This is a genomic window from Kribbella sp. NPDC051936, assembly GCF_040680955.1.
In the GTDB taxonomy this organism is placed as follows: Bacteria; Actinomycetota; Actinomycetes; order Propionibacteriales; family Kribbellaceae; genus Kribbella.
This window is the reverse complement of record NZ_JBFAXS010000002.1, coordinates 348,580-368,942: the sequence shown is the minus strand read 5'-3', so window position 1 is coordinate 368,942 and position 20,363 is coordinate 348,580. Positions and strand designations below refer to the sequence as shown.

Here is a 20,363-nt window from a genome sequence, read left to right as displayed (position 1 = left end):
GTCCCCGGACGATACCCGCCCCCGGAGGTACGGCGTGTCGAACCGCCGGTCCCGGCTCCGACGTAGCGGATATGACAGCCGAACGGGTACTACGGACCTACCTCACGCTGGTCGCGGTGTCGACGGGCGCGTCGTCGATGATCTGGGGCATCAACACGTTGTTCCTGCTCGACGCCGGACTGGCGATCGGGCAGACGTTCGCCGCGAACGCGTTCTTCACTGCGGGCATGGTGCTGTTCGAGGTGCCGACCGGCGTGGTCGCGGACACGGTCGGGCGGCGTACGTCGTACCTGCTCGGCACCGCCACGCTGATCGCGACCACGCTGCTGTACCTGCTGCTGTGGCGTGCGCACGCGCCGTTCGTGTGGTGGGCGATCGTGTCGATGCTGCTCGGTCTCGGGTTCACGTTCTTCAGCGGCGCGACCGAGGCGTGGCTCGTCGACGGGCTGCACGCGACCGGATACACGGGGTCGCTGGACGCGGCGTTCGCGAAGGGGCAGGTGGTGAACGGGATCGCGATGATGGCCGGCACGATCGGCGGCGGGGTGCTGGCGCAACTCACGAACCTGGGCACGCCGTACGTCGTGCGAGCCGCCTTGCTGCTGGTCACCTTCGTGGTGGCCGCGCGGTCGATGCGCGACGTCGGCTTCACCCCGAAGGCCCGCGGCTCCGTGCGGAGCGAGATGGCCGGGATCGTCCGGGCATCGTTGCGGCACGGTCTGCTCGACCGGCGGGTGCGCTGGGTGATGCTGGCCGGGCCGTTCACGGCGGGGGCCACCGTCTACGGCTTCTACGCCGCACAGCCGTACCTGCTGCAGTTGTACGGACACACCGGCTCGTACGCGATCGCGGGTCTGTCGGCCGGGATCGTCGCCGCGGCGCAGATCGCCGGCGGTGCGTCCGCGGCGTCCGTCGCCCGCGTGTTCCGGGACCGGATCGGGATCCTGATCGGGGCGATCACCGCGTCCGGGGTGGTGATCGCGGTGATCGGGGTGGTGACGTCGTTCGGCGTCGCACTCGTGCTGCTGATGCTGTGGGGCACGTTGTTCGCGGCGATGTCGCCGGTGCGGCAGGCGTACCTGAACAGCCACATCCCGTCGGCGCAACGGGCGACCGTGCTGTCGTTCGACAGCCTGCTCGGTTCGGCCGGCGGCGTCGTGATCCAGCCGGTGCTCGGCCGGTCCGCGGACGCCTGGGGCTACGGGCCGGCGTACCTGGTGACGGCGGGCATCCAGACCCTGGCGCTGCCGCTGCTCGGGCTCGCGCGGCGCCGGAAACCTGTCGAGGCGACGGCCGGTCAGGCCCTAGCCTTGCGCGGGTGACGGCTCGACTGATCATCATCAACGGCGGCTCCAGCTCCGGGAAGACCGGGATCGTGCGGTGTCTGCAGGCGGTGCTGCCGGAGCCCTGGCTCGGGTTCAGCGTGGACGACTTCGTGGACGCGCTGCCCGCGGTGATGGACGGCGGCATCGAGTTCGGGCCGGACGGCGAGGTCTCGGTCGGGCCCGCGTTCCGCGAGCTGGACGCGGCCTGGACCACCGGGATCGTGGCGATGTGCCGCGCCGGCGGCCGGGTGATCGTCGACGACGTCTTCCTCGGCGGCGCCGGCTCGCAGCAGCGCTGGCGGGCCGCGGCCGGTGACGTCGAGACGCTGTTCGTCGGCGTCCACTGCGACCCCGAGGTCGCCGCGGGGCGCGAACTGGCCCGCGGCGACCGCACCCGCGGCATGGCCGCGCAGCAGGCGTACGTCGTCCACGAGGGCGTGACGTACGACGTCGAGGTGGACAGTTCGCATGCGGAGTCCGTCGACTGCGCCCGCGCGATCGCCGCCTACCTGACGGCTGCCAGGTGACCGTCGACGACGGCGAGGGCGTGCAGGGTCTGCGCACGGTGGTCGACCGCGACAGCCGTGGCGTCCTCGCCGGCGAGGATCCGGCGTACCGCCTCCAGATGCACGGTGCGATACGCAGCGACTGCGAGCGCGGCGGTCAGCCGCGGCTCCGGTACGGCGGTGTGCGCCATCGCGGCGGCGATCGCCTGCTCTAGCTGGTCGAGGAGCTCGCGGGCGCGGGACTGCAGCGCCCTGGACTCGGCGACGACCTCCCAGAAGCGGCGGAAGTGCCCGCGCATCGCCGATAGCGGATGCCCTTCGTCGGCGAGCGTGACGAGCAGACCGGACAGTGCCTGCACCGCTGACGTCCCGGCCGGACGATCCGCGACCGCGGCCACGACCAGCGCCTCGGCCTCGGGGTAGCGGTCGAACAGCAGGTCTTCCTTGCGCGCGAAGTGCGCGAACACCGTCGGCCGCGCGACGTCGGCCGCCTCGGCGACCTCCGAGACCGACACCGCGTCGAACCCGCGCTCGAGGAACAGCGCGGTCGCGATCTCCGAGATCCGGGCCCGGACCTCCGCTTTCTTCCGCTCCCGGCGCCCCTCCATGGCGCTCACCATACCGGATAAAAAAATGTACTGAGTATGACTTTACTTGCTACCGTGCTGGTCATGCTTTCGATCGGGGTGAACTACGACACCGGCCTGCGGTACGACGGCCGCAGTACCCGCGAGCGCTTCGACGCCGACGAGGTGCGCCGCGACCTGACGGTGATCGCCGACCAGCTGCACGCACCCGCGGTCCGGGTGTCGGGCAACGATCCGGACCGGCTCGGGACAGCCGGCGAGGCCGCGCTGGCGGCGGGTCTGGAGCTGTGGTTCTCGCCGGTGCCGATGGACCTGGAGCCGGACGAGTTCGTCGCCTTCCTGACCGACTGCGGCCGGCGCGCGGAGGCGCTGCGCCAGTCGGGCCGGGGAGAGGTGGTGCTCGTGCTGGGATGCGAGCTTTCCGTGTTCTGCAAGGGTTTTGTGCCCGGCGAGACGTCGGGGGAGCGGCTGGCGTTGATGGCCGATCCGGCGACCTGGGCCGATCCCGCGAAGCTCACGCAGTTGCAGGCGGGACTCGCGCGCTGGGGCGAGGTGCAGCAGCAGTTGGCGTCTGCGGCGCGGAGTGTCTTCGGCGGCCGGATCACGTACGCCGCGGGGCTGTGGGAAGAGGTGAACTGGGACCTGTTCGACATCGTCGCCGTCGACGCGTACCGGGACGCCGCCAACGCGGCGACCTTCGCCGAGGAGTTGGCGGCGCGGACGAAGTGGGGCAAGCCGGTCGTCGCGACCGAGTTCGGTTGCTGCGCCTACCGCGGCGCCGCCGACCGCGGCGGGACCGGCTGGATGATCGTGAACCGCGAGGTCAACCCGCCGGTCATCAACGGCGCGTACGAGCGGGACGAGGAGGAGCAAGTGGAGTACCTGATCGAGCTCGTCGAGGAGTTCGACCGGATCGAGCTGGCGGCGGCGTTCTGGTTCAGCTTCGCGGGCTTCGCGCTGCCGCACCGTCCGGACGACCCGGAGCACGATCTCGACCTCTCGTCGTACGGGCTGGTCGCGGTCGACGACGACGGGCACTGGGAGCCGAAGCCGGTGTTCGCGAAGCTGGCCGCGCTGAACGAATGAACCCGCAGGTACATTTGACGCTGTGCTGACAGCGAAGGGCGTGGCGACGCGCGAGCGGATCGTGACGGCGGCCGCGGCGGAGATCCGGGAGCGTGGCATCACTGCGGTGAAGCTGGACGACATCGGCCGGCGCAGCCGGACCGGGAAGAGCCAGCTGTTCCACTACTTCCCCGAGGGCAAGGAGCAGTTGCTGCTCGCCGTCGCCGAGCGCGAGGCCCAGCAGGTGCTCGAGGACCAGGAGCCGCACCTGGGGAAGCTCACCACCTGGGACGCGTGGCACGACTGGCGGGACGCCGTCGTCGAGAAGTACCGCCGGCAGGGCGTGCACTGCCCGCTCGGCGTACTGATCACTGAGATCGGACGGCACACCCCGGCTGCCCAGGCGGTGACGGGTCAGCTGCTCGCGCAATGGCAGCACCGGCTCGAGCTCGGCATCGGGGAGATGCAGGCCACGGGCGAGATCCGTGCCGATGTGGATCCCGCCCGCGCGGCCGGCGCACTCATCGCCGCGATCCAGGGCGGCGTCGCGATCCTGATGTCGTCCGGCTCGTCGACGCACCTGGAGTACGCGCTCGACCTGTGCCTGGACTATCTCAGCGCCAGTTGAGCACCGGCGGCTGGTATCCGGCCGGCTTGTCGGCCACCTTCGCTCCCGGGTTCACCAGCCAGCCCTGGTACTGCGGCGTGAACATCCGGTAGACCGAGTCGGGCGGGACGGCGCCGGCCTCGTCGAGGGCGGCCCGGAGCTCGGCCGGCAGCTCGAAACCGAGCGCCGCGATACTGGACTCGAGCTGCTCGGGGCGGCTCGCGCCGACGATCGCGGACGCGATCCCGGGCTGGGTCGCGGCCCAGTTGACCGCAACCTGCGCCGGTGTCACGCCGAGCTTGTCCGCAACGTGCCGGACCGTCGCGAGCAGGTCCCAGTGCTGCTCCGTCCACGTGCGCTCCGGTGCGCCGTCCCCGGTCAGCCGGCCGTCGCCGGTCACGCCGTGGGTGTCGTCACGCCGGTACTTGCCGGTCAGGAAGCCGCCCGCCAGCGGGCTCCACGCCGTGATCCCGAGACCGAGCTGCTGCGCCATGCCGACGTGCTCGGTCTCGATCGTCCGCTCCGCCAGCGAGTACGGCAGCTGCAGGCTGACCATCGGCGTCAGCGAGTGCGCGTCGGCGAGGGTCTGCGCGCGAGCGGCGTACCAGGCCGGTACGTCGGACAGCCCGGCGTACCGGATCTTGCCGGCGCGGGTGAGGTCGTCGAGGGTCCGCAGCACCTCGTCGACCGGCGTGATGCGGTCCCAGGTGTGCAGCAGGAACAGGTCGACATAGTCGGTGCCGAGCCGGCGCAGGGACTCGTCGAGGGCGCGGATCAGATGCTTGCGGCTGTTGCCGCCCGCGTTCGGGTCGCCGGCGTCGACACTGTTGGTCGCCTTCGTGGTGAGCACCATCCGCTCCCGGACGCCCGCTTCGGCGATCAGCCGGCCGAGGATCCGTTCGCTCTCACCCGCGGTGTAGAAGTCGGCGGTGTCGATGAAGTTGCCGCCGGCATCGACATAGGCCCGGAAGATCGCCCGCGCCTCGTCCTCGGTCCTGCCGTACGGCGCGTGGAAACCGGACTGCCCGAAGTTCATCGTGCCCAGGGCGAGCCGGCTGACCCGCAGCCCCGATCGCCCCAGCAGGTAATAGTCGTCAAGTGCCATGCCCACAGCGTTGCTCGCAAAAAATGGACCGGCAAGTACAGAACCTCGACCCGTGAAAGGATCTGCGGGTGCGCTTGTCTGAAGAGCAACGGGTCGGGTTGGAGCGGCTGGCGGAGTCCGTGGTGCCGGGGCAGGGCTGGCAGCGGGCGGCGGTCGGCTTCGTCGAGCAGGTGCTGACGCGGGATCGGCCGGACTGGCTCGGTCGCGTGGAGCGCGGGCTCTCGAACGCGACGGACGCGGACCGGGCCTGGCTGGTGCGGTTGATCGCGCAGGGGTTCTACGCGGATCCGGCGGCCTGGGCGATGGTCGGCTGGCGGAGCGACGAGCTCGAGCCGGTGCAGACTGAGTTGCGCGTGACTTCGCGGGAGCAGGTAGCGGAGCGGTACGACTGCGTGGTGATCGGATCCGGCGCAGGCGGCGGCGCGGCGGCTCAGGTGCTGGCCGAGTCGGGGCGGTCGGTGCTGGTCGTCGAGCTGGGCAGCTATCCGTCGACGGAGTCGTTGGCCCGCGACCACCTCCGCAATCCGCGGTCGGTGGCCGGCCTTCCGGCGCTGACGGACCCGGATCCGGCAGGGCGTCCGCGGGTGTCCCTGGTGGACGGCGTACGGAGCGAGGTGCTCCCGCCCGACGGCGGCTGGGGGAACAACGCGTTCACGGTCGGCGGCGGCACCCGCGTGTACGGCGCGCAGGCGTGGCGCTTCGTGCCGCGGGACTTCCGGATGGCCACGACGTACGGCGTACCGGACGGGAGCGCGCTGGCCGACTGGCCGATCTCGTACGACGACCTCGAGCCCTACTACTCGCTGGCGGAGCAGCGCTTCGGGGTCAGCGGCGGTGGGACCGATCCGTGGCACGGGCCGCGGTCGATCCCGTTGCCGATGCCGCCGCTGCCGCGGACCGGACCGGCCTCGGCGCTGGCCGCTGCGGCGGACCGCCTGGGGTGGGGCACGCTCGACGTACCGCTGCTCATCAACTCGGTCGACTACCAGGGACGCTCGGGGTGTGTGCGGTGCGGCCTGTGCGTCGGGTTCGCCTGCCCGGTGGAGGCGAAGGGTGGGACGCACAACACCGCACTGCCCGCGGCGCTCGCGACCGGGAACTGCACGCTCGTCACCGAGACCACCGCCGAGCGTCTCGTGGCCGACTCGACCGGCCGGGTCGTCGGCGTCGCGCTGGCTGCGGGCGACGGGAGCTGGCGGCGTACCGTCTCGTGCGAGGAGGTGGTGGTCGCCGCCGGAGCGTCCGAGACACCGCGGCTGTTGCTGAACAGCGCGCACGACGGCGAGCCGGACGGGATCGGCAACAACCAGGACCAGGTCGGCCGGCACCTGCAGGCGCATGTGTACGCCAGTGCGGTCGGACTGTTCGCGGACGAGGTCGCCGATCTCGTCGGGCCAGGAGTGTCGATCGCGACCTGCGACTTCCGGCACGGCAACGACGGGATCGTCGGCGGCGGCATGCTCGCGAACGAGTTCGTGCCGACGCCCGCGGCGACGTACGACTACCTGACCGGTGCCGGGCTGATCCCGCCGGCCGGCGCGGAGAGCGTGGACGCGATGCGTCACCAGGTGCGGCGGATGCTCCGGGTGGTGGGCCCGATCCAGGAAGTCACATCGGCGGACTCACGCGTCCGCGTCGATCCGGCCGTCGTGGACCGTCTCGGCAACCCCGTGGTGGTGACCAGCGGGTCGATCCACCCGGAGGACGTCCGTGCGCACGGCTTCATGAGCGCCAAGGCGAAGGCCTGGCTCGAGGAAGCGGGCGCGGTCCGGACGGCGGTCGGCAAGCTCGGGACGCTGGGCGGGGCGAGCACCGGCCAGCATCAGGCCGGCACCTGCCGGATGGGCGACGACGCCGCACGCTCGGTCACCGACCCGTACGGCAAGGTCTGGGGCCACGACAACGTCTGGATCGCCGACGCCTCGGTCCATGTCACCAACGGCGGGGTCAACCCGGTCCTCACCGTCCTCGCCAATGCTCTCCGCATCGCCGACCACCTGTGCCGTGACGACAGGACGTAGTCGTCTACGTAGATGCCGTCGCCCGCCTGAGTCCGCCGCGAACCGGCGCGGATCGCGGCACACCTCCTGTCGTCAGTGTCAGCCGACGCGGGAGATGCCGACGCCGCTCCGTGCCTCGCGGCCGTACTTGCCGATCTCGGCCGGGAGGTTGAGCCGGGCGATGCCGGTCCTGCCCCGGTCCTCGTCGGTGAGCAGGTCGGCGGGGATGATCCAGACGATCTCGAACTCGAGGCCGTCGGGGTCCTTGCCGTAGAGCGACTTCGTGGTGCCGTGGTCGGACGCGCCGACCAGGGCGCCGTGCTCGCTGAGCGCGGCGGCCAGGTCCTCCAGGTCGCCGAGGGTGTCCACCTCCCAGGCGAGGTGGTACAGCCCCACCGTGGTCCGCCCGGCGCCCGAGGGGCCGGCCTGCGAACCGATCTGGAACAGGCCCAGGTCGTGGTCGTTGGTGGATCCGGGCGCGCGCAGGAACGCCGCGCCGGGGATGGCGTCACCGGTCTCGGTGTAACCGAAGCCGAGAACGTCTCGGTAGAACGCGACGCTCGCCGCGACGTCGCGCACGTACAGGACCGCATGGTTCAACCGGAAGATCGCCATACGACGATGATAGTTGAAGGCTCAACTGAAATCTAGCGGCGGCGGCGCGGTTTCTTCGGGCGGGCCGGCGGCGGGGTCCGGGCCGGCCGTTTCTTCGCGACGGCGGGGCCGCGGGTGCTGTTCGCGGTCCGGCCGCGGACGATGCCGATGAAGTGCTCGACGAGTTCGCTGGTCTCGTCCTCGGGCCAGCTGAGCGCGACCTGAGACTCCGGCACGCCGGCCAGCGGACGGTAGGTCAGGTCCTTACGGTGGTGCAGGCGGGCCAGCGACTGCGGTACGACCAGCAGCCCGGTGCCCATGGCAACCAACTCGACCGCGTCGGCGGTCCGGGCCGGGCGGTCGTCGATCAACCGGCCGGGCGGATGTTCCCAGTCGAGGACGTCGTCGCGCGGGTGCAGCATCAGCTCGTCGGCGAGGTCGTCGAGCGTGACTTCGTCGGCGGCGGTGATCAGGTGGTCCTTGGGGACCACGACGACCGTCTGCTCGACGTACAGCGGGATCGCGTGCAGCCCGGTGCGGTCGATCGGGAGCCGGAGCAGGGCGGCGTCGACCTCGGTCCGGCGCAGGACGCCGGGGGCGTCCGCCGCGGTGACCTGGACGAGCTCGAGCGGGACGCGGGGGAGTCGCTCGGTCCAGATCCGGGCCCATTTCGCGGGCGTCACGCCGGGAACGTAGCCCAGCCGGAATCCGGTCACGGTGGTCAGGCTACCTGCCGATACGCTGCTGCCATGACGGCGCGCAAGACCCAGACCATGAAGCCTGCCACGGCGGCGAAGAAGCTCGGCGTGTACCTGCCGGCCACCCCGGCGGAGTTCCAGGACGGCGTGGTGTCGCGCGACGAACTGAACGCGCTGCAGGCGGACCCGCCCGAGTGGCTGCGCGACCTGCGCCGCGACGGTCCGCACCCGCGCCCGGTGGTGGCCGCGAAGCTCGGGGTGTCGATCAGCGGGCTGGCCCGGGCCGGCATCACCGAGGCGCTCACCAGCACCCAGATCGAGGCGATCAAGACCGAGAACCCGGACTGGCTCGACCACGAGCGCACGGTCCAGGCCGATGTGCGCCGGCAGGCCGCCGAGCAGAAGCAGAAGCCCGCCGACTGACCGTCGGCCAGTTCGGACGATCTCAGACGATCCGCACCCTGAGGCGCCGGAAGCCGCGGCCCTTGCTCTCCATCTTGACGACCTCCATGCGGCCGATCAGCGCGGTCGAGGCGACGTGGGTGCCGCCGTCGGCCTGGGTGTCGAGGCCGGCGATGTCGACGATCCGGACCACCTCGAGGTCGGGCGGGAGCAGGTTGGTCGCGGTCCGGATGATGTCCGGGATCGCGAACGCCTCGTCGCGCGGCAAGAAGCTGGTCGTGATCCGGCGGTCGGTGCGGATCTCCGCGTTCACCGCCTCGGCGACCCGGTCCTTGAAGTCCGGCGGCACCTCGGCCAGGTCGAAGTCCATCCGCGCCGACAGCGGCTCCATGTTCCCGCCGGTGACGAGGGCGCCGAAGTCGCGGAACACCACGCCGGTCAGCACGTGCAGGCCGGAGTGCGTCCGCATCAGCTGGGTACGCCGTTCGTCGTCGAGCGCCCCGCGGACGGCGGTCCCGGCCGGCGGGACCGGGTCGTCCTCGTGCGGTACGAGATACAGGTCGTCACCCTTGGTGGTCCCGACGATCCGGGTCCGGACGCCGCCCCACAGCAGCACCCCCTGGTCCGGCGGCTGCCCGCCGCCACCCGGGTAGAACGCGGACCGGTCGAGCACGATCCCGCGCTCGGGATCCGAGCCGACCACCGTCGCGTCCCACTCCCGGACGGACGCGTCGTCGAGGTCGAGCCGATGGGTGTGCCCGTGCTGATCAGTCATGATCAGCTCACTGTGCCACACGGCCGTTGGGGGATGGGGACATGCAGATCATCGAGAACAGCATCATCGGCACCCGGTCCGCCGTACTGCGGCTGACCAAGCGCGGCGGGGGACCGGCGATCGTGATCTTCCCGATGCTGCACGTGGCCGAGCCGCAGTTCTTCCGCGACGTCGAGGCGCGGCTGCGCGGGTGCGACCTGCTCGTCGTCGAAGGCATCCAGGGTCAGTCGTCGGCGGTCGACGGGATGACCATGACGTACCGGGTGTTGCCGGCCGATGCGGAGTCCGGGCTGGTCGAGGACGACATTCCGTACGACGACCTCGGCGTGCCGTTCGTGGCCCCGGACATGTCCGGCGAGGAGTTCCAGGACGGCTTCGACGAGCTGCCCTGGAAAACCCGCGCGATGCTGTGGGCAGCGACCCCGGTCGTGACGATCGGCCAGTTCTTCGCCGGGCGGCGGGCGTTGCTGACACCCGACATCGAGGTTGACGACCTGCCGACCAGGCAGGAGGAGCTGCGCGGCGCGGAGTGGGACCGCTTCTTCGACCTGCTGCTCGACCGCCGCGACGACCGTGCTGTCGCGGCGGTCGCCGAAGTCGTCCGGGACCGCGGCGACGAGGAGCTCGAGGTGGCCGTGGTGTACGGCGCCAAGCATGTGCCCGGCATCCTGCGTGGTCTGTACCGGCTCGGCTACCGGGTGGTGGGCGCCGACTGGCTGATGGCGGTCAGCGCACGAGAGTCGTGAAGGCGTCGAGGGCGCGGCGGATGTTCTCGACCGAGTTCGCGTACGAGAAGCGCAGGTGGCCCTCGCCGTACGTGCCGAACGACGTGCCGGGCAGGCAGGCGACGCCGGCCTCGTCCAGCAGGCGGTCGGCCAGGGTGGCGGCGGAGACGCCGAGCTCGGTGATGTTCGGGAAGGCGTAGAACGCTCCGCCCGGCTCCAGACACGACACGCCCGGTACGGCGTTGAGCCCGGACACGATCACCTCACGCCGCTCGCGGAACGCCTCGAGCATCCGGTCGACGTCGTCCCAGGGGCCTTCGAGGGCGGCGATCGCGGCGTGCTGGCTGAACGCCGACGTACACGAGACCGAGTTGATCATCAGCCGGGTCACCGGCTCGACCAGCGGCTCGGGGAACACGCCGAACCCCAGCCGCCAGCCGGTCATCGCGAACGTCTTCGACCAGCCGTCGAGCAGGACGGTCCGCGACGCCATGCCGTCCAGGTCGAGCACGCTGTGGTGCTCCCCGTCGTACCGCAGCGCCCAGTAGACCTCGTCGCTGAGCACGACCAGGTCGTGCTCGATCGCGATCTCGGCGATCGCCTGCAGCTGCTCCGGCGTCGACGCGCTGCCGCACGGGTTGTGCGGAGAGTTCAGGATGAGCAGCTTGGTCCGGTCCGTCACCAGCGACCGCAGCTCGTCGGGATCGATGACGAACCCGTTCTCCTCGCGCAGCGGCACCGGCACCGGCTTCGCACCGGCGAACGACGTGATCGACGCGTACATCGGGAAGCCGGGGTCCGGGTAGAGGACCTCGTCGCCCTCCTCGCAGAGCGCCAGGATCGTGAAGAACATGATCGGCTTCGCGCCCGGGGTGATCAGCACCCGGTCGGGAGTCGTGGTCAGCCGGTTCGCGCGGCCGAGGAAGTCCGCGACCGCGGTCCGCAGCTCGGGGATGCCGGGCGCCGGGACGTAGTGCGTGAACCCCTTGTCGAGGGCCTGTTGCGCGGCCGCGATCACGTGCGGCGGCGTGTCGAAGTCGGGTTCGCCGATCTCCAGGTGCACGATCTCGCGTCCTCGGGCCTCCAGGGCCTTCGCCTTGGCGAGCACCTCGAACGCCGACTCGGTTCCCAACCGATCCATCCGGCCAGCAAGTTTCACGATGTGTCCTTCCACGGTGGCATGTCACACATTAGTGCGATGATCTCGGCGTGAACGAGGCGAGGCGGGTAGCGGTCACCGGAAGCAGCGGCAAGCTCGGCAAGGCCGTCGTCGACCACCTGGCGGACCACGGCTGGGACGTGGTCGCTCTCGACCAGGCTGTACCGGCCCGGGCCGATGTGACGTCGACACGCGTGGACCTGACCGATTTCGGCCAGACCTACGAGGCGATCGCCGGTATCGACGACCGGCACGACGGCGTCGACGCGGTGGTGCACCTCGCCGCGATCCCGGCGCCGGGGCTGCGGCCGAACGCGGCGACGTTCCACAACAACATGACCGTGACGTACAACGTGTTCTCCGCCGCGCTGCGGGCCGGTGTCCGGAACATCGTCTGGGCGTCCAGCGAGACCGTGCTCGGGCTGCCGTTCGACGAGTTCCCGCCGTACGTGCCGGTGGACGAGGACTACCCGCCGCGGCCGAACAGCACCTACTCGCTGGTCAAGACGCTCGAGGAGGAGCTGGCCCGGCAGTTGTGCCGGTGGCACCCGGACCTGAAGCTGATCGGCCTGCGCTTCTCGAACGTGATGTACCCGGAGGACTACGCCCGGTTCCCCGGGTTCGACGCGGACGCGCACGCGCGCAAGTGGAACCTCTGGGGGTACATCGACGCCCGTGACGGCGCGCAGGCCGTCCGGAAGTCGCTCGAGTACGACGTGACCGGGACGGACGTGTTCATCGTCGCGAACGCCGACACGGTGATGTCCCGGCCGAACGAGGAGCTGCTCGCCGAGGTGTTCCCCGGCGTCCCGGTCAAGCGGCCGTTCGGCCCGAACGACACCCTGCTCTCGATCGAGAAGGCGCGCCGCCTGCTCGGCTACGAACCCGAGTTCTCCTGGCGGGGCCCGAACGGGAAGAGCGAGTCCGGGTCGTAGGCCGCGCGGACGTCGGCCAGCCGCGCGAACGTGTCGGCCGGCCACGACGCCTGGTACGACCCGGGCAGCGCGAAGCCGCCGGCGAAGTTCACCGTGGTCTCCGTGCACACCCACGGCTCGAGCCGGCCGAGCACCGCGTCGACCGTTGCCGGCAGCACCTTCTCGAACAGGTTCGGGTCCGGTACGCCGATCATCGTCAGCGTGCCGGCACCGCCGCGGCCGCCGACCGCGCTGCCCTCCGGGACGTCGCGCTCGGTGGCGCCGCCGAGGTGCCGCAGCTCGACCGCGACCAGCGGGAGCTGCTGGTCCGGGCCGGCCACCTCCAGGAACGCGGTGACGAACTCGGCGTCCAGCTCGTCGAGCATCAGCCCGCGGTCCCAGGCGGGCGTCGGGTCCTTCGGGTCGTTGTGGATCAGCGCGATGTCGCTCGCCGGCATCTCGCCGACGGCGTCGATCAGCGTCGTGCCGGCGTCCCGGATCGGCTGGAAGAGCGCCTTCCCGTCGGCCGCGGCGCCGACGTACGCGAACCGCACGCTCAGCACCGTCTTGCCGCGCAACGGCTCCGGTATGAACTCCAGCGGCGGCAGCCGCAGGATCACGACCGACGTGTTGGCGCTCTCCGGCAGCGTCTTGGTCCACTCGGCCCAGGTGGTCAGGGCGGGGGCGATGTACTCGGCGTCGAAGAACACCGAGCCGCCGTAGAGCGTGCCGAGCTCGACGAGCCCGAAGTCCATCGCGGTGACGATGCCGAACCCGCCCTTGCCGCCGCGCAGCGCCCAGAACAGGTCCGCGTGCTCGGTCGCGTTCGCGGTCACCGCCTCGCCGGACGCGGTCACGACCCGGAAGCCGCGGGCCCAGTCCGACGAGAAGCCGTACGTCCGGGCGAGCGGGCCGAGCCCGCCGCCGAGCGTGTACCCGATGCAGCCGACCGCGTCGGACGCGCCGGTGATCGGCGCCAGCCCGTGCGGTGCGGCCGCCGCGACCACTTCGGCCCAGCGGCTGCCCGCGGCGATGTGCGCGACCTGCGCCTCGGCGTCCACGGTCACGCCGGTCATCCGGCCGGTCGTCACGACGATGCCGTCCCGGATCGGGTTCGGGATGCCGTGGCCGGTCGCCAGCACGCGGATCGGCGTACCGGTCGCCGCCGCGGCCCGCACGACCGCGACCGCGTCGTTCTCGGACGTCAGCCCGACCACGACGTCCGGCGTGTGCGTCACCGCCAGGTTGAACCCGGACAGCTCCTCGGCGTACCCCTCGTCACCCGGCGCCAGCACCGGTCCCGCGACCTCGCCCCGCAGCCGCTCGATCAACGCATCCGTCACGTCAGTCCCCTCCCATGAGCCCTGCCGCGCAGTTTTCCGCACTCTGGGGTCATGCTCGAGACATGGTTGATTTCGGAGTACAGGTGACACCGACCCCGGACCTCGCCGAACACCGCGAGGTCGTGGCCGCCGCGGAGGAGGGCGGCCTGACGTACGTCGGTGTGCAGGACCACCCGTACGCTCCGGCGCAGCTCGACGCGATGGCGGTGATCGGGGACCTGATGAGCCGCACCGAGCGGTTGCGGTTCTTCCCCGACGTGACGCCGTTGCCGCTGCGTCCGCCGACGATGCTCGCGAACCTCGCGGCGACGCTCGACCGGGTGTCCGGTGGACGGTTCGAGCTCGGCCTCGGGGCCGGCGGCATCCCGCGCGCGATCAAGGGGTTCGGCGGTCCGGACCGGACGCCGGGCGCGGCGATCGAGGCCCTGGAGGAAGGGATCGGCCTGCTGCGGCGGCTGTGGTCCGGCGCCGAGCGAGTGGTTGCGGAGGGCAAGTATTACGCGGTGAACACCCGCCCCGTCCCGGCGCCGCCGCACGACATCGGCATCTGGATCGGCTCGATCGGCCCGCGGTCGCTGCGGCTGACGGGGCGGCTGGCCGACGGCTGGGCGGCGCCGATCCCGAGCTACCTGCCGTACCAGGACCTGGCGCCCGCGAACGCGATCATCGACGAAGCGGCCAAGGCGGCGGGCCGCGATCCGGCCGACGTGCTGCGGATCGCGCAGATCGTCGGCACGGTGACCGACGGGCCGGGTGACACCGACACGACGCACGGTGACGCTCCGTTGCGGGGGACGCCGGGACAGTGGGCGGACTTCGTCACCGAGCTGGTCACGCGGCAGCCGTTCCGGGCGTTCGTGTTCTGGCCGGAAGCCGACCCGCTGGAGCAGACGATCCGGTTCGCGCGAGACGTGGTACCAGAGGTCGAAACACGCCTGAACAGGGGGCCGACTCGACGGTAACGGTGATGTGCTGAAAACCTGTGCCAGAGCTGGCGATCCCAGCAATACAAGGCAGGGTGCGACAGGGAGGCGGTCGATGTTCAAGCGTATCGCAATCGTGAACCGGGGTGAGGCCGCGATGCGGCTGATCAACGCGGTCCGGGAAGTCAACGCCGAAGGCGGTGACCCGATCGAGACCGTGGCCTTGTTCACCGACGGCGAGCGCACCGCGACCTTCGTGCGGGCCGCGGACATCACCTACCCGCTCGGCCCGGCGTCGGCCCGCCCGTACCTCGACCTGGGGGTGCTGGAGCGCGCGCTGCGCGAGACCGGTGCGGACGCCGCCTGGGTCGGCTGGGGATTCGTTGCCGAGGACCCCGCGTTCGCCGAGCTGTGCGACCGGATCGGCGTCACGTTCATCGGCCCGTCGGCCGCGGCGATGCGCAAGCTCGGCGACAAGATCGGCTCGAAGTTGATCGCCGAGGAGGTCGGCGTCCCGGTCGCGCCGTGGAGCCGCGGAGCGGTCGAGTCGCTCGACGTCGCGCTCGAGGCCGCGGACCGGATCGGCTACCCGTTGATGCTGAAGGCAACGGCCGGCGGCGGTGGCCGCGGGATCCGGATGGTCGGCTCCGCCGACGAGCTGTCCGACGCGTACGCGCGGACCAGTGAGGAGGCCGCGCGCGCCTTCGGCAGCGGCGTGGTGTTCCTGGAGCGCCTCGTCACCGGCGCCCGGCACGTCGAGGTCCAGGTGATCGCCGACGGCGAGGGGACGGCGTGGGCGCTCGGCGTCCGGGACTGCTCGGTGCAGCGCCGCAACCAGAAGGTGATCGAGGAGTCCGCGTCCCCGCTGCTGTCCGCGTCGCAGGTCGAGGACCTGAAGGCGTCGGCGGAGCGGCTGGCGATCGCGGTCGGGTACCGCGGGGCCGCGACGGTCGAGTTCCTGTACCACCCGGGCGAGAAGTCGTTCGCGTTCCTCGAGGTGAACACCCGGCTGCAGGTCGAGCACCCGATCACCGAGCTGACCACCGGGTTCGACCTGGTGAAGGCGCAGCTGCACGTCGCGTCCGGCGGCCGGCTGGAAGGCGCCCGGCCGGTGGAGAGCGGGCACGCGGTCGAGGCCCGGCTGAACGCCGAGGACCCGGACCGCGACTTCGCGCCGTCGCCCGGCCGGATCGTCGTCCTGGACCTGCCGGCCGGCCCGGGCATCCGGGTCGACACCGGGGTGAGCGCCGGGGACAGCATCCCGGCCGATTTCGACTCGATGATCGCGAAGGTGATCGGGTACGGGCGGACCCGCGAGGAGGCGCTGGCGCGGCTGCGGCGCGCGATGCAGGCGACGACCGTGCTGATCGAGGGCGGCGCGACCAACAAGAGCTTCATCCTCGAGCTGCTCGACCAGCCCGAGGTGATCGACGGCAGTGCGGACACCGGCTGGATCGACCGGGTCCGCGGCGAGGGCCGCCTGGTCTCGCACCGGCACTCCGGCGTCGCGCTCGTCGCGGCCGCGATCGAGGGGTACGAGGACGCCGAGCAGGTCGAGCGGACCCGGCTGCTGGCGACCGCGCACGGCGGCCGTCCGCAGGTCCAGCACGAGGTCGGCCGCGCGATCGACCTGAAGCTGCGCGGCGCGAGCTACCGGGTGACGATCGCGCGGATCGGGCCGGAGCGGTTCCGGGTCGGCGTCGGCAACGGCAACGAGCACCTGAAGGTGGTGGACGCCGAGCTGGAGCGGCTGGACGACTACCGCGGCCGGCTGGTCGTCGGCGGGCAGCGGTTCCGGCTGGTGACCGCGACGCACGGCCCGGTGCACCTGGTCGAGGTCGACGGTGTCACGCACCGCGTGAGCCGGGACGAGGGCGGCGTACTGCGGTCGCCCGCGCCGGCGCTCGTCGTGGCCACGCCGGTGCAGGCCGGTGCCGAGGTCGAGGCCGGTGCACCGGTGCTGGTGCTCGAGAGCATGAAGATGGAGACGGTGCTGTACGCGCCGTTCAAGGCCACCGTGAAGGAACTGCAGGTCTCGACCGGTAGCCAGGTGGAGACCGGTGCGCCGCTGCTGCGGCTGGAGCCGGTGGCGGACGAGGCGGCGGTGGAGCAGGCCGCTCCGGTGCACAACGGCGTACAGCTGGATCTGCCGAACGGGACCGGGGAGAAGTCCGCGGCCGAGCGGGTGGAGCGCGGGCTGGACGACCTGCGGAGCATGCTGCTCGGGTTCGACATCGACCCGCAGGACGAGGGCGGCATGCTGGCCGACTACCTGTCCGCGCGGTCGGAGCTCGCGCACCAGCGCTCCGAGCCGCCGGTGGGCGCCGAGATCGAGCTGCTGACGGTGTTCGCGGACTTCGCCGAGCTGAGCCGCAACCGGCCGGCCGGCACGGACACCACCCTCGAGAACCGGGTGCACAGCCCGCGCGAGTACTTCTACACCTACCTGCAGAGCCTGGATCCGGACCGCGGCGGGCTGCCGGCCGAGTTCCAGGCCCGCCTGACCCGTGTGCTGAGCCACTACGGCGTGACCGGGCTGGAGCGCAGCCCGGAGCTGGAGGAGGCGGTCTTCCGGATCTTCCTGGCACAGCAGCGCTCGACTCCCGACGTCCTGCTGGTGACGTCGGTGCTGCAGCGGTGGATCGCCGAGCCGCTGCCGGACGCGCCGCTGGACGAGGCCGTGCACGAGCTGCTCGACCGGCTGGTGCTGGCCACGCAGCTGCGCTTCCCGGTCGTCGGGGACCTGGCCCGGAGCGTGCGGTTCCGCTGGTTCGACCAGCCCCAGGTCGACGCCGAGCGGGCCTCGATCATCGCGGGCGTGGGCGACGAGGTCGCCGACCTGGCCGCGCACCCGGACTCGCCGGACCGGCAGCGCCGGATCGATGCGCTGGCCGCGATCCCGGAGCCGATCGTCCGGTTCCTCGCCGAGCGGCTGGAGCACGGCTGGGGCGAGCGGGAGCCGATGCTCGAGGTCCTCGTCCGGCGGCACTACCGCGAGTACGAACTGCACGACCTGCGCGAGTTCGCCGTCGACGGGCGGCCGTTCGCGACCGCCGACTACACGATCGACGACCGCCCGAGCCACCTGGTCACGACGGTCGGCACGGTCGCCGAACTGGCCGACCGGGACAGCGGCCTGTCGCGCGCGCTGACCGACCGGATCGAGGCCCGGACGGCGGGCCACGAGGCCGTCCTCGAGTTGTACCTGTACGGCCCGGACCTGCCCGAGTCGCAGCAGGAGGCCTCGGACCTGTACCGCCGCATGGTCGCCGACCTGCCGATCGCCCAGCGGGTCCGGCGGATCTCGGTCGCGGTCGCCCCGGGACAGGGCCGACCGGTCTCGTACTTCACCTACCGGCCGGCCGGCGGGTCGATGGCCGAGGACGACAACGTCCGCGGCGTGCACCCGATGGTCGGCCGCCGCCTGAACCTCTGGCGGCTGCGGGACTTCCGGATCACCCGGCTGGACGCGCCGGAGGACGTGCTGCTCTACTACTGCGTCGCCCGCGACAACGAGGCCGACCGGAGGCTCGTCGCGCTGGCGCAGGTCCGCCAGTTCGCGGTCGCCCGGGACGAGGACGGCCAGGTCACGTCGCTGCCGCATGCGGAGCGCGCAATCTCGAACTGCCTGGAGGCGATCCGCCGGGCCCGGACCGCGCGCGGCGCGGCCGGCGCGAAACTCGACATGAACCACGTCTGGGTGCAGATCTGGCCGGTGGTGAACGTCCAGGTCGACGAGGTGACCGCGCTGCAGCGCAACATCGCCCCGATGACCGCCGGCGCCGGGATCGAGGAGGTCCTGGTGCAGGGCGACGTCGCGGCGCCGGACGGGTCGGTCAACCCGGTCGCGGCGCGGTTCTACTACCAGCACGGCGCCGGGGTCGTGACGTCGATCGAGGAGCCGCCGACCGGCCGGCTGCTGCCGCTCGACGACTACGCGCAGAAGGTGCAGCGCTCCCGGCGGCGGAACACGATCTACCCGTACGAGGTCAGCGGCATGGTCGCCGGCCAGGGCGGCTCGTTCGTCGAGCACGATCTGGACGACAGCGGCAACCTGGTGCCGGTGGACCGGCCGAAGGGCCTGAACAAGGCCGGCATCATCGTCGGCATCGTCAGCACCCCGACCGACCGGTACCCGGACGGCGTCACCCGGGTCGCGATGAGCGGCGACCCGACCAAGGCGCTCGGCGCGGTGGCCGAGGCCGAGTGCTCGCGGATCATCGCGGCCCTCGACCTGGCCGAGCGGATGCGGGTCCCGGTCGAGTGGTACTCGCTGTCCGCGGGCGCCCGGATCTCGATGGACTCCGGCACCGAGAACATGGACTGGGTCGCCAAGGCGCTGAAGCGGATCGTCGAGTTCACCCAGGCCGGCGGCGAGATCAACGTCGTGGTCGCAGGCATCAACGTCGGCGCGCAGCCGTACTGGAACGCCGAGGCGACGATGCTGATGCACACCAAGGGCATCCTGGTGATGACGCCGGACAGCGCGATGGTGCTGACCGGCAAGCAAACGCTGGACTTCTCCGGCAGCGTCTCGGCCGAGGACAACTTCGGCATCGGCGGCTACGACCGGGTGATGGGCCCGAACGGCCAGGCGCAGTACTGGGCGCCGGACCTGAAGGGCGCCCGGGACGTGCTGATGACGTACTACGACCACACGTACGTCGTGCCGGGGGAGCGCGGGCCGCGGCGGGCGGAGACGTCGGACCCGGCGGATCGCGACGTCACGCCGTACCCGCACGAGGTGGCCGGGAGCGACTTCAAGACGATCGGCGAGATCTTCTCGGCGGCGACCAACCCGGACCGGAAGAAGGCGTTCGACATCCGGACGCTGATGCGGGCCGTCACCGACCAGGACCACCCGGTGCTGGAGCGCTGGGCCGGGATGGCCGACGCCGACACCGCGGTCGTGCAGGACGCACGGCTCGGCGGGTTCCCGGTGTGCCTGGTCGGGATCGAGTCCCGGTCGGTGCCGCGGCGCGGGTTCCCGCCCACCGACGGGCCGGACACCTACACCGCCGGCACGCTGTTCCCGCGGTCGTCGAAGAAGGTCGCCCGGGCGATCAACTCGGCCAGCGGGAACCGGCCGCTGGTGGTGCTCGCGAACCTGTCCGGGTTCGACGGGTCGCCGGACTCGATGCGGAACCTGCAACTCGAGTACGGCGCCGAGATCGGGCGCGCGATGGTGAACTTCCGCGGGCCGATCGTGTTCTGCGTGGTGTCGCGGTACCACGGCGGCGCGTTCGTGGTGTTCTCGAAGTCGCTGAACCCGTCGATGACCGTGCTCGCGGTGGAGGGCTCGTTCGCATCGGTGCTCGGCGGCGCGCCGGCGGCGGCGGTCGTGTTCGCGGCCGAGGTCGACGCGCGGACCGCCGCGGATCCGCGGGTGGCGTCGCTGGCCGAGCGCGTCGGCGAGGCCTCGGGAGCGGAGCGCGCGGCGCTGGCCACGGAGCTCGCGGACGTGCGAACCGTCGTCCGGGCGGAGAAACTGGGCGAGGTCGCGGCCGAGTTCGACCGGGTGCACAGCATCGAGCGGGCCCGCGATGTCGGGTCGGTCGACGCGGTGATCAGTGCCCGGGAACTGCGGCCGAAGTTGATCGAGGCAATCAATTCCGGGGTACCCGGAGCTTGATCA

Annotated in this window: 17 protein-coding genes; 10 read left to right on the top strand and 7 right to left on the bottom strand. The window is 71.5% G+C overall.

The annotated features are described in order from the left end of the window. Positions 1-71: 71 nt before the first annotated feature. Positions 72-1,322 (top strand): MFS transporter, encoded by a 1,251-nt coding sequence (locus AB0L64_RS07345; RefSeq protein WP_363708739.1) that lies wholly within the window; start codon positions 72-74, stop codon positions 1,320-1,322. After that, positions 1,319-1,852, top strand: a complete 534-nt coding sequence (cpt, locus tag AB0L64_RS07340) for a chloramphenicol phosphotransferase CPT (RefSeq protein ID WP_363708737.1) — start codon at positions 1,319-1,321, stop codon at positions 1,850-1,852. The genes AB0L64_RS07345 and cpt overlap by 4 nt, the downstream gene beginning before the upstream one ends. Here the strand turns inward: cpt and AB0L64_RS07335 are convergent. Then, positions 1,831-2,439, bottom strand: coding sequence for a helix-turn-helix domain-containing protein (locus AB0L64_RS07335; protein ID WP_363708735.1), 609 nt, complete (start codon positions 2,437-2,439; stop codon positions 1,831-1,833). The genes cpt and AB0L64_RS07335 overlap by 22 nt on opposite strands. 63 nt (positions 2,440-2,502) lie before the next feature. Here AB0L64_RS07335 and AB0L64_RS07330 point away from each other — a divergent pair, with 63 nt between their 5' ends. Further along, positions 2,503-3,504 (top strand): hypothetical protein, encoded by a 1,002-nt coding sequence (locus AB0L64_RS07330; RefSeq protein ID WP_363708733.1) that lies wholly within the window; start codon positions 2,503-2,505, stop codon positions 3,502-3,504. A 22-nt stretch (positions 3,505-3,526) separates the two neighbouring features. Then, on the top strand, positions 3,527-4,111 hold the full coding sequence (locus tag AB0L64_RS07325; protein WP_363708731.1) for a TetR/AcrR family transcriptional regulator: 585 nt from the start codon (positions 3,527-3,529) through the stop codon (positions 4,109-4,111). Here AB0L64_RS07325 and AB0L64_RS07320 read toward each other — a convergent pair. Then, positions 4,098-5,195 (bottom strand): aldo/keto reductase, encoded by a 1,098-nt coding sequence (locus AB0L64_RS07320; protein WP_363708729.1) that lies wholly within the window; start codon positions 5,193-5,195, stop codon positions 4,098-4,100. The genes AB0L64_RS07325 and AB0L64_RS07320 overlap by 14 nt on opposite strands. Before the next feature lie 68 nt (positions 5,196-5,263). Between AB0L64_RS07320 and AB0L64_RS07315 the strand changes: the two genes are divergently transcribed. Further along, entirely contained in the window at positions 5,264-7,216 is a 1,953-nt protein-coding gene (locus AB0L64_RS07315; RefSeq protein WP_363708727.1) for a GMC family oxidoreductase, read from the top strand. A 78-nt stretch (positions 7,217-7,294) separates the two neighbouring features. Here the strand turns inward: AB0L64_RS07315 and AB0L64_RS07310 are convergent, their stop codons facing one another. Together AB0L64_RS07310 and AB0L64_RS07305 are read right to left on the bottom strand one after the other, a co-directional pair. Then, the gene (locus AB0L64_RS07310) at positions 7,295-7,810 is read right to left on the bottom strand and encodes a VOC family protein (protein ID WP_363708725.1); all 516 of its coding nucleotides are present in this window, start codon (positions 7,808-7,810) and stop codon (positions 7,295-7,297) included. A gap of 32 nt (positions 7,811-7,842) precedes the next feature. Further along, entirely contained in the window at positions 7,843-8,505 is a 663-nt protein-coding gene (locus AB0L64_RS07305; RefSeq protein WP_363708723.1) for a LysR family substrate-binding domain-containing protein, read from the bottom strand. Positions 8,506-8,538: 33 nt separating this feature from the next. On the opposite strand from AB0L64_RS07305, the gene AB0L64_RS07300 reads away from it, so the two are divergent. Next, the gene (locus tag AB0L64_RS07300; protein ID WP_363708721.1) at positions 8,539-8,910 is read left to right on the top strand and encodes a DUF5997 family protein; all 372 of its coding nucleotides are present in this window, start codon (positions 8,539-8,541) and stop codon (positions 8,908-8,910) included. Positions 8,911-8,932: 22 nt separating this feature from the next. Here the strand turns inward: AB0L64_RS07300 and AB0L64_RS07295 are convergent, their stop codons facing one another. Then, positions 8,933-9,664: an alanyl-tRNA editing protein gene (locus tag AB0L64_RS07295; RefSeq protein ID WP_363708719.1), complete on the bottom strand. Its 732-nt coding sequence runs from the start codon at positions 9,662-9,664 to the stop codon at positions 8,933-8,935. Positions 9,665-9,705: 41 nt separating this feature from the next. Between AB0L64_RS07295 and AB0L64_RS07290 the strand changes: the two genes are divergently transcribed. Further along, positions 9,706-10,410 (top strand): hypothetical protein, encoded by a 705-nt coding sequence (locus AB0L64_RS07290; protein WP_363708717.1) that lies wholly within the window; start codon positions 9,706-9,708, stop codon positions 10,408-10,410. On the opposite strand, the gene AB0L64_RS07285 is transcribed toward AB0L64_RS07290, so the two are convergent. Next, positions 10,391-11,530, bottom strand: a complete 1,140-nt coding sequence (locus tag AB0L64_RS07285; protein WP_363708715.1) for a pyridoxal phosphate-dependent aminotransferase — start codon at positions 11,528-11,530, stop codon at positions 10,391-10,393. The genes AB0L64_RS07290 and AB0L64_RS07285 overlap by 20 nt on opposite strands. Before the next feature lie 68 nt (positions 11,531-11,598). On the opposite strand from AB0L64_RS07285, the gene AB0L64_RS07280 reads away from it, so the two are divergent. Then, positions 11,599-12,483 carry an NAD(P)-dependent oxidoreductase gene (locus tag AB0L64_RS07280; protein ID WP_363708713.1) on the top strand — a complete coding sequence of 295 codons (885 nt, stop codon included), beginning with the start codon at positions 11,599-11,601 and terminating at the stop codon, positions 12,481-12,483. Here AB0L64_RS07280 and AB0L64_RS07275 read toward each other — a convergent pair. Continuing rightward, complete coding sequence (locus AB0L64_RS07275) at positions 12,426-13,805, bottom strand: FAD-binding oxidoreductase (protein WP_363708711.1); 1,380 nt, start codon at positions 13,803-13,805, stop codon at positions 12,426-12,428. The genes AB0L64_RS07280 and AB0L64_RS07275 overlap by 58 nt on opposite strands. Positions 13,806-13,867: 62 nt before the next feature. On the opposite strand from AB0L64_RS07275, the gene AB0L64_RS07270 reads away from it, so the two are divergent. Beyond that, entirely contained in the window at positions 13,868-14,767 is a 900-nt protein-coding gene (locus AB0L64_RS07270; RefSeq protein ID WP_363708709.1) for an LLM class flavin-dependent oxidoreductase, read from the top strand. A 76-nt stretch (positions 14,768-14,843) separates the two neighbouring features. Continuing rightward, a complete protein-coding gene (locus AB0L64_RS07265) occupies positions 14,844-20,360 on the top strand; it encodes a carboxyl transferase domain-containing protein (protein WP_363708707.1) in 5,517 nt (1,838 codons plus the stop codon). The last annotated feature ends 3 nt before the right edge of the window (positions 20,361-20,363 follow it).

What these genes read in the sequence shown, in the direction of transcription:
- AB0L64_RS07345 (WP_363708739.1), top strand. Translation starts at nt 72, where the DNA reads ATGACAGCCGAACGGGTACTACGGACCTACCTCACGCTGGTCGCGGTG.
- AB0L64_RS07335 (WP_363708735.1), bottom strand. Translation starts at nt 2,439, where the DNA reads ATGGAGGGGCGCCGGGAGCGGAAGAAAGCGGAGGTCCGGGCCCGGATC.
- AB0L64_RS07330 (WP_363708733.1), top strand. Translation starts at nt 2,503, where the DNA reads ATGCTTTCGATCGGGGTGAACTACGACACCGGCCTGCGGTACGACGGC.
- AB0L64_RS07320 (WP_363708729.1), bottom strand. Translation starts at nt 5,195, where the DNA reads ATGGCACTTGACGACTATTACCTGCTGGGGCGATCGGGGCTGCGGGTC.
- AB0L64_RS07310 (WP_363708725.1), bottom strand. Translation starts at nt 7,810, where the DNA reads ATGGCGATCTTCCGGTTGAACCATGCGGTCCTGTACGTGCGCGACGTC.
- AB0L64_RS07300 (WP_363708721.1), top strand. Translation starts at nt 8,539, where the DNA reads ATGACGGCGCGCAAGACCCAGACCATGAAGCCTGCCACGGCGGCGAAG.
- AB0L64_RS07295 (WP_363708719.1), bottom strand. Translation starts at nt 9,664, where the DNA reads ATGACTGATCAGCACGGGCACACCCATCGGCTCGACCTCGACGACGCG.
- AB0L64_RS07290 (WP_363708717.1), top strand. Translation starts at nt 9,706, where the DNA reads ATGCAGATCATCGAGAACAGCATCATCGGCACCCGGTCCGCCGTACTG.
- AB0L64_RS07285 (WP_363708715.1), bottom strand. Translation starts at nt 11,530, where the DNA reads ATGGATCGGTTGGGAACCGAGTCGGCGTTCGAGGTGCTCGCCAAGGCG.
- AB0L64_RS07270 (WP_363708709.1), top strand. Translation starts at nt 13,868, where the DNA reads ATGGTTGATTTCGGAGTACAGGTGACACCGACCCCGGACCTCGCCGAA.
- AB0L64_RS07265 (WP_363708707.1), top strand. Translation starts at nt 14,844, where the DNA reads ATGTTCAAGCGTATCGCAATCGTGAACCGGGGTGAGGCCGCGATGCGG.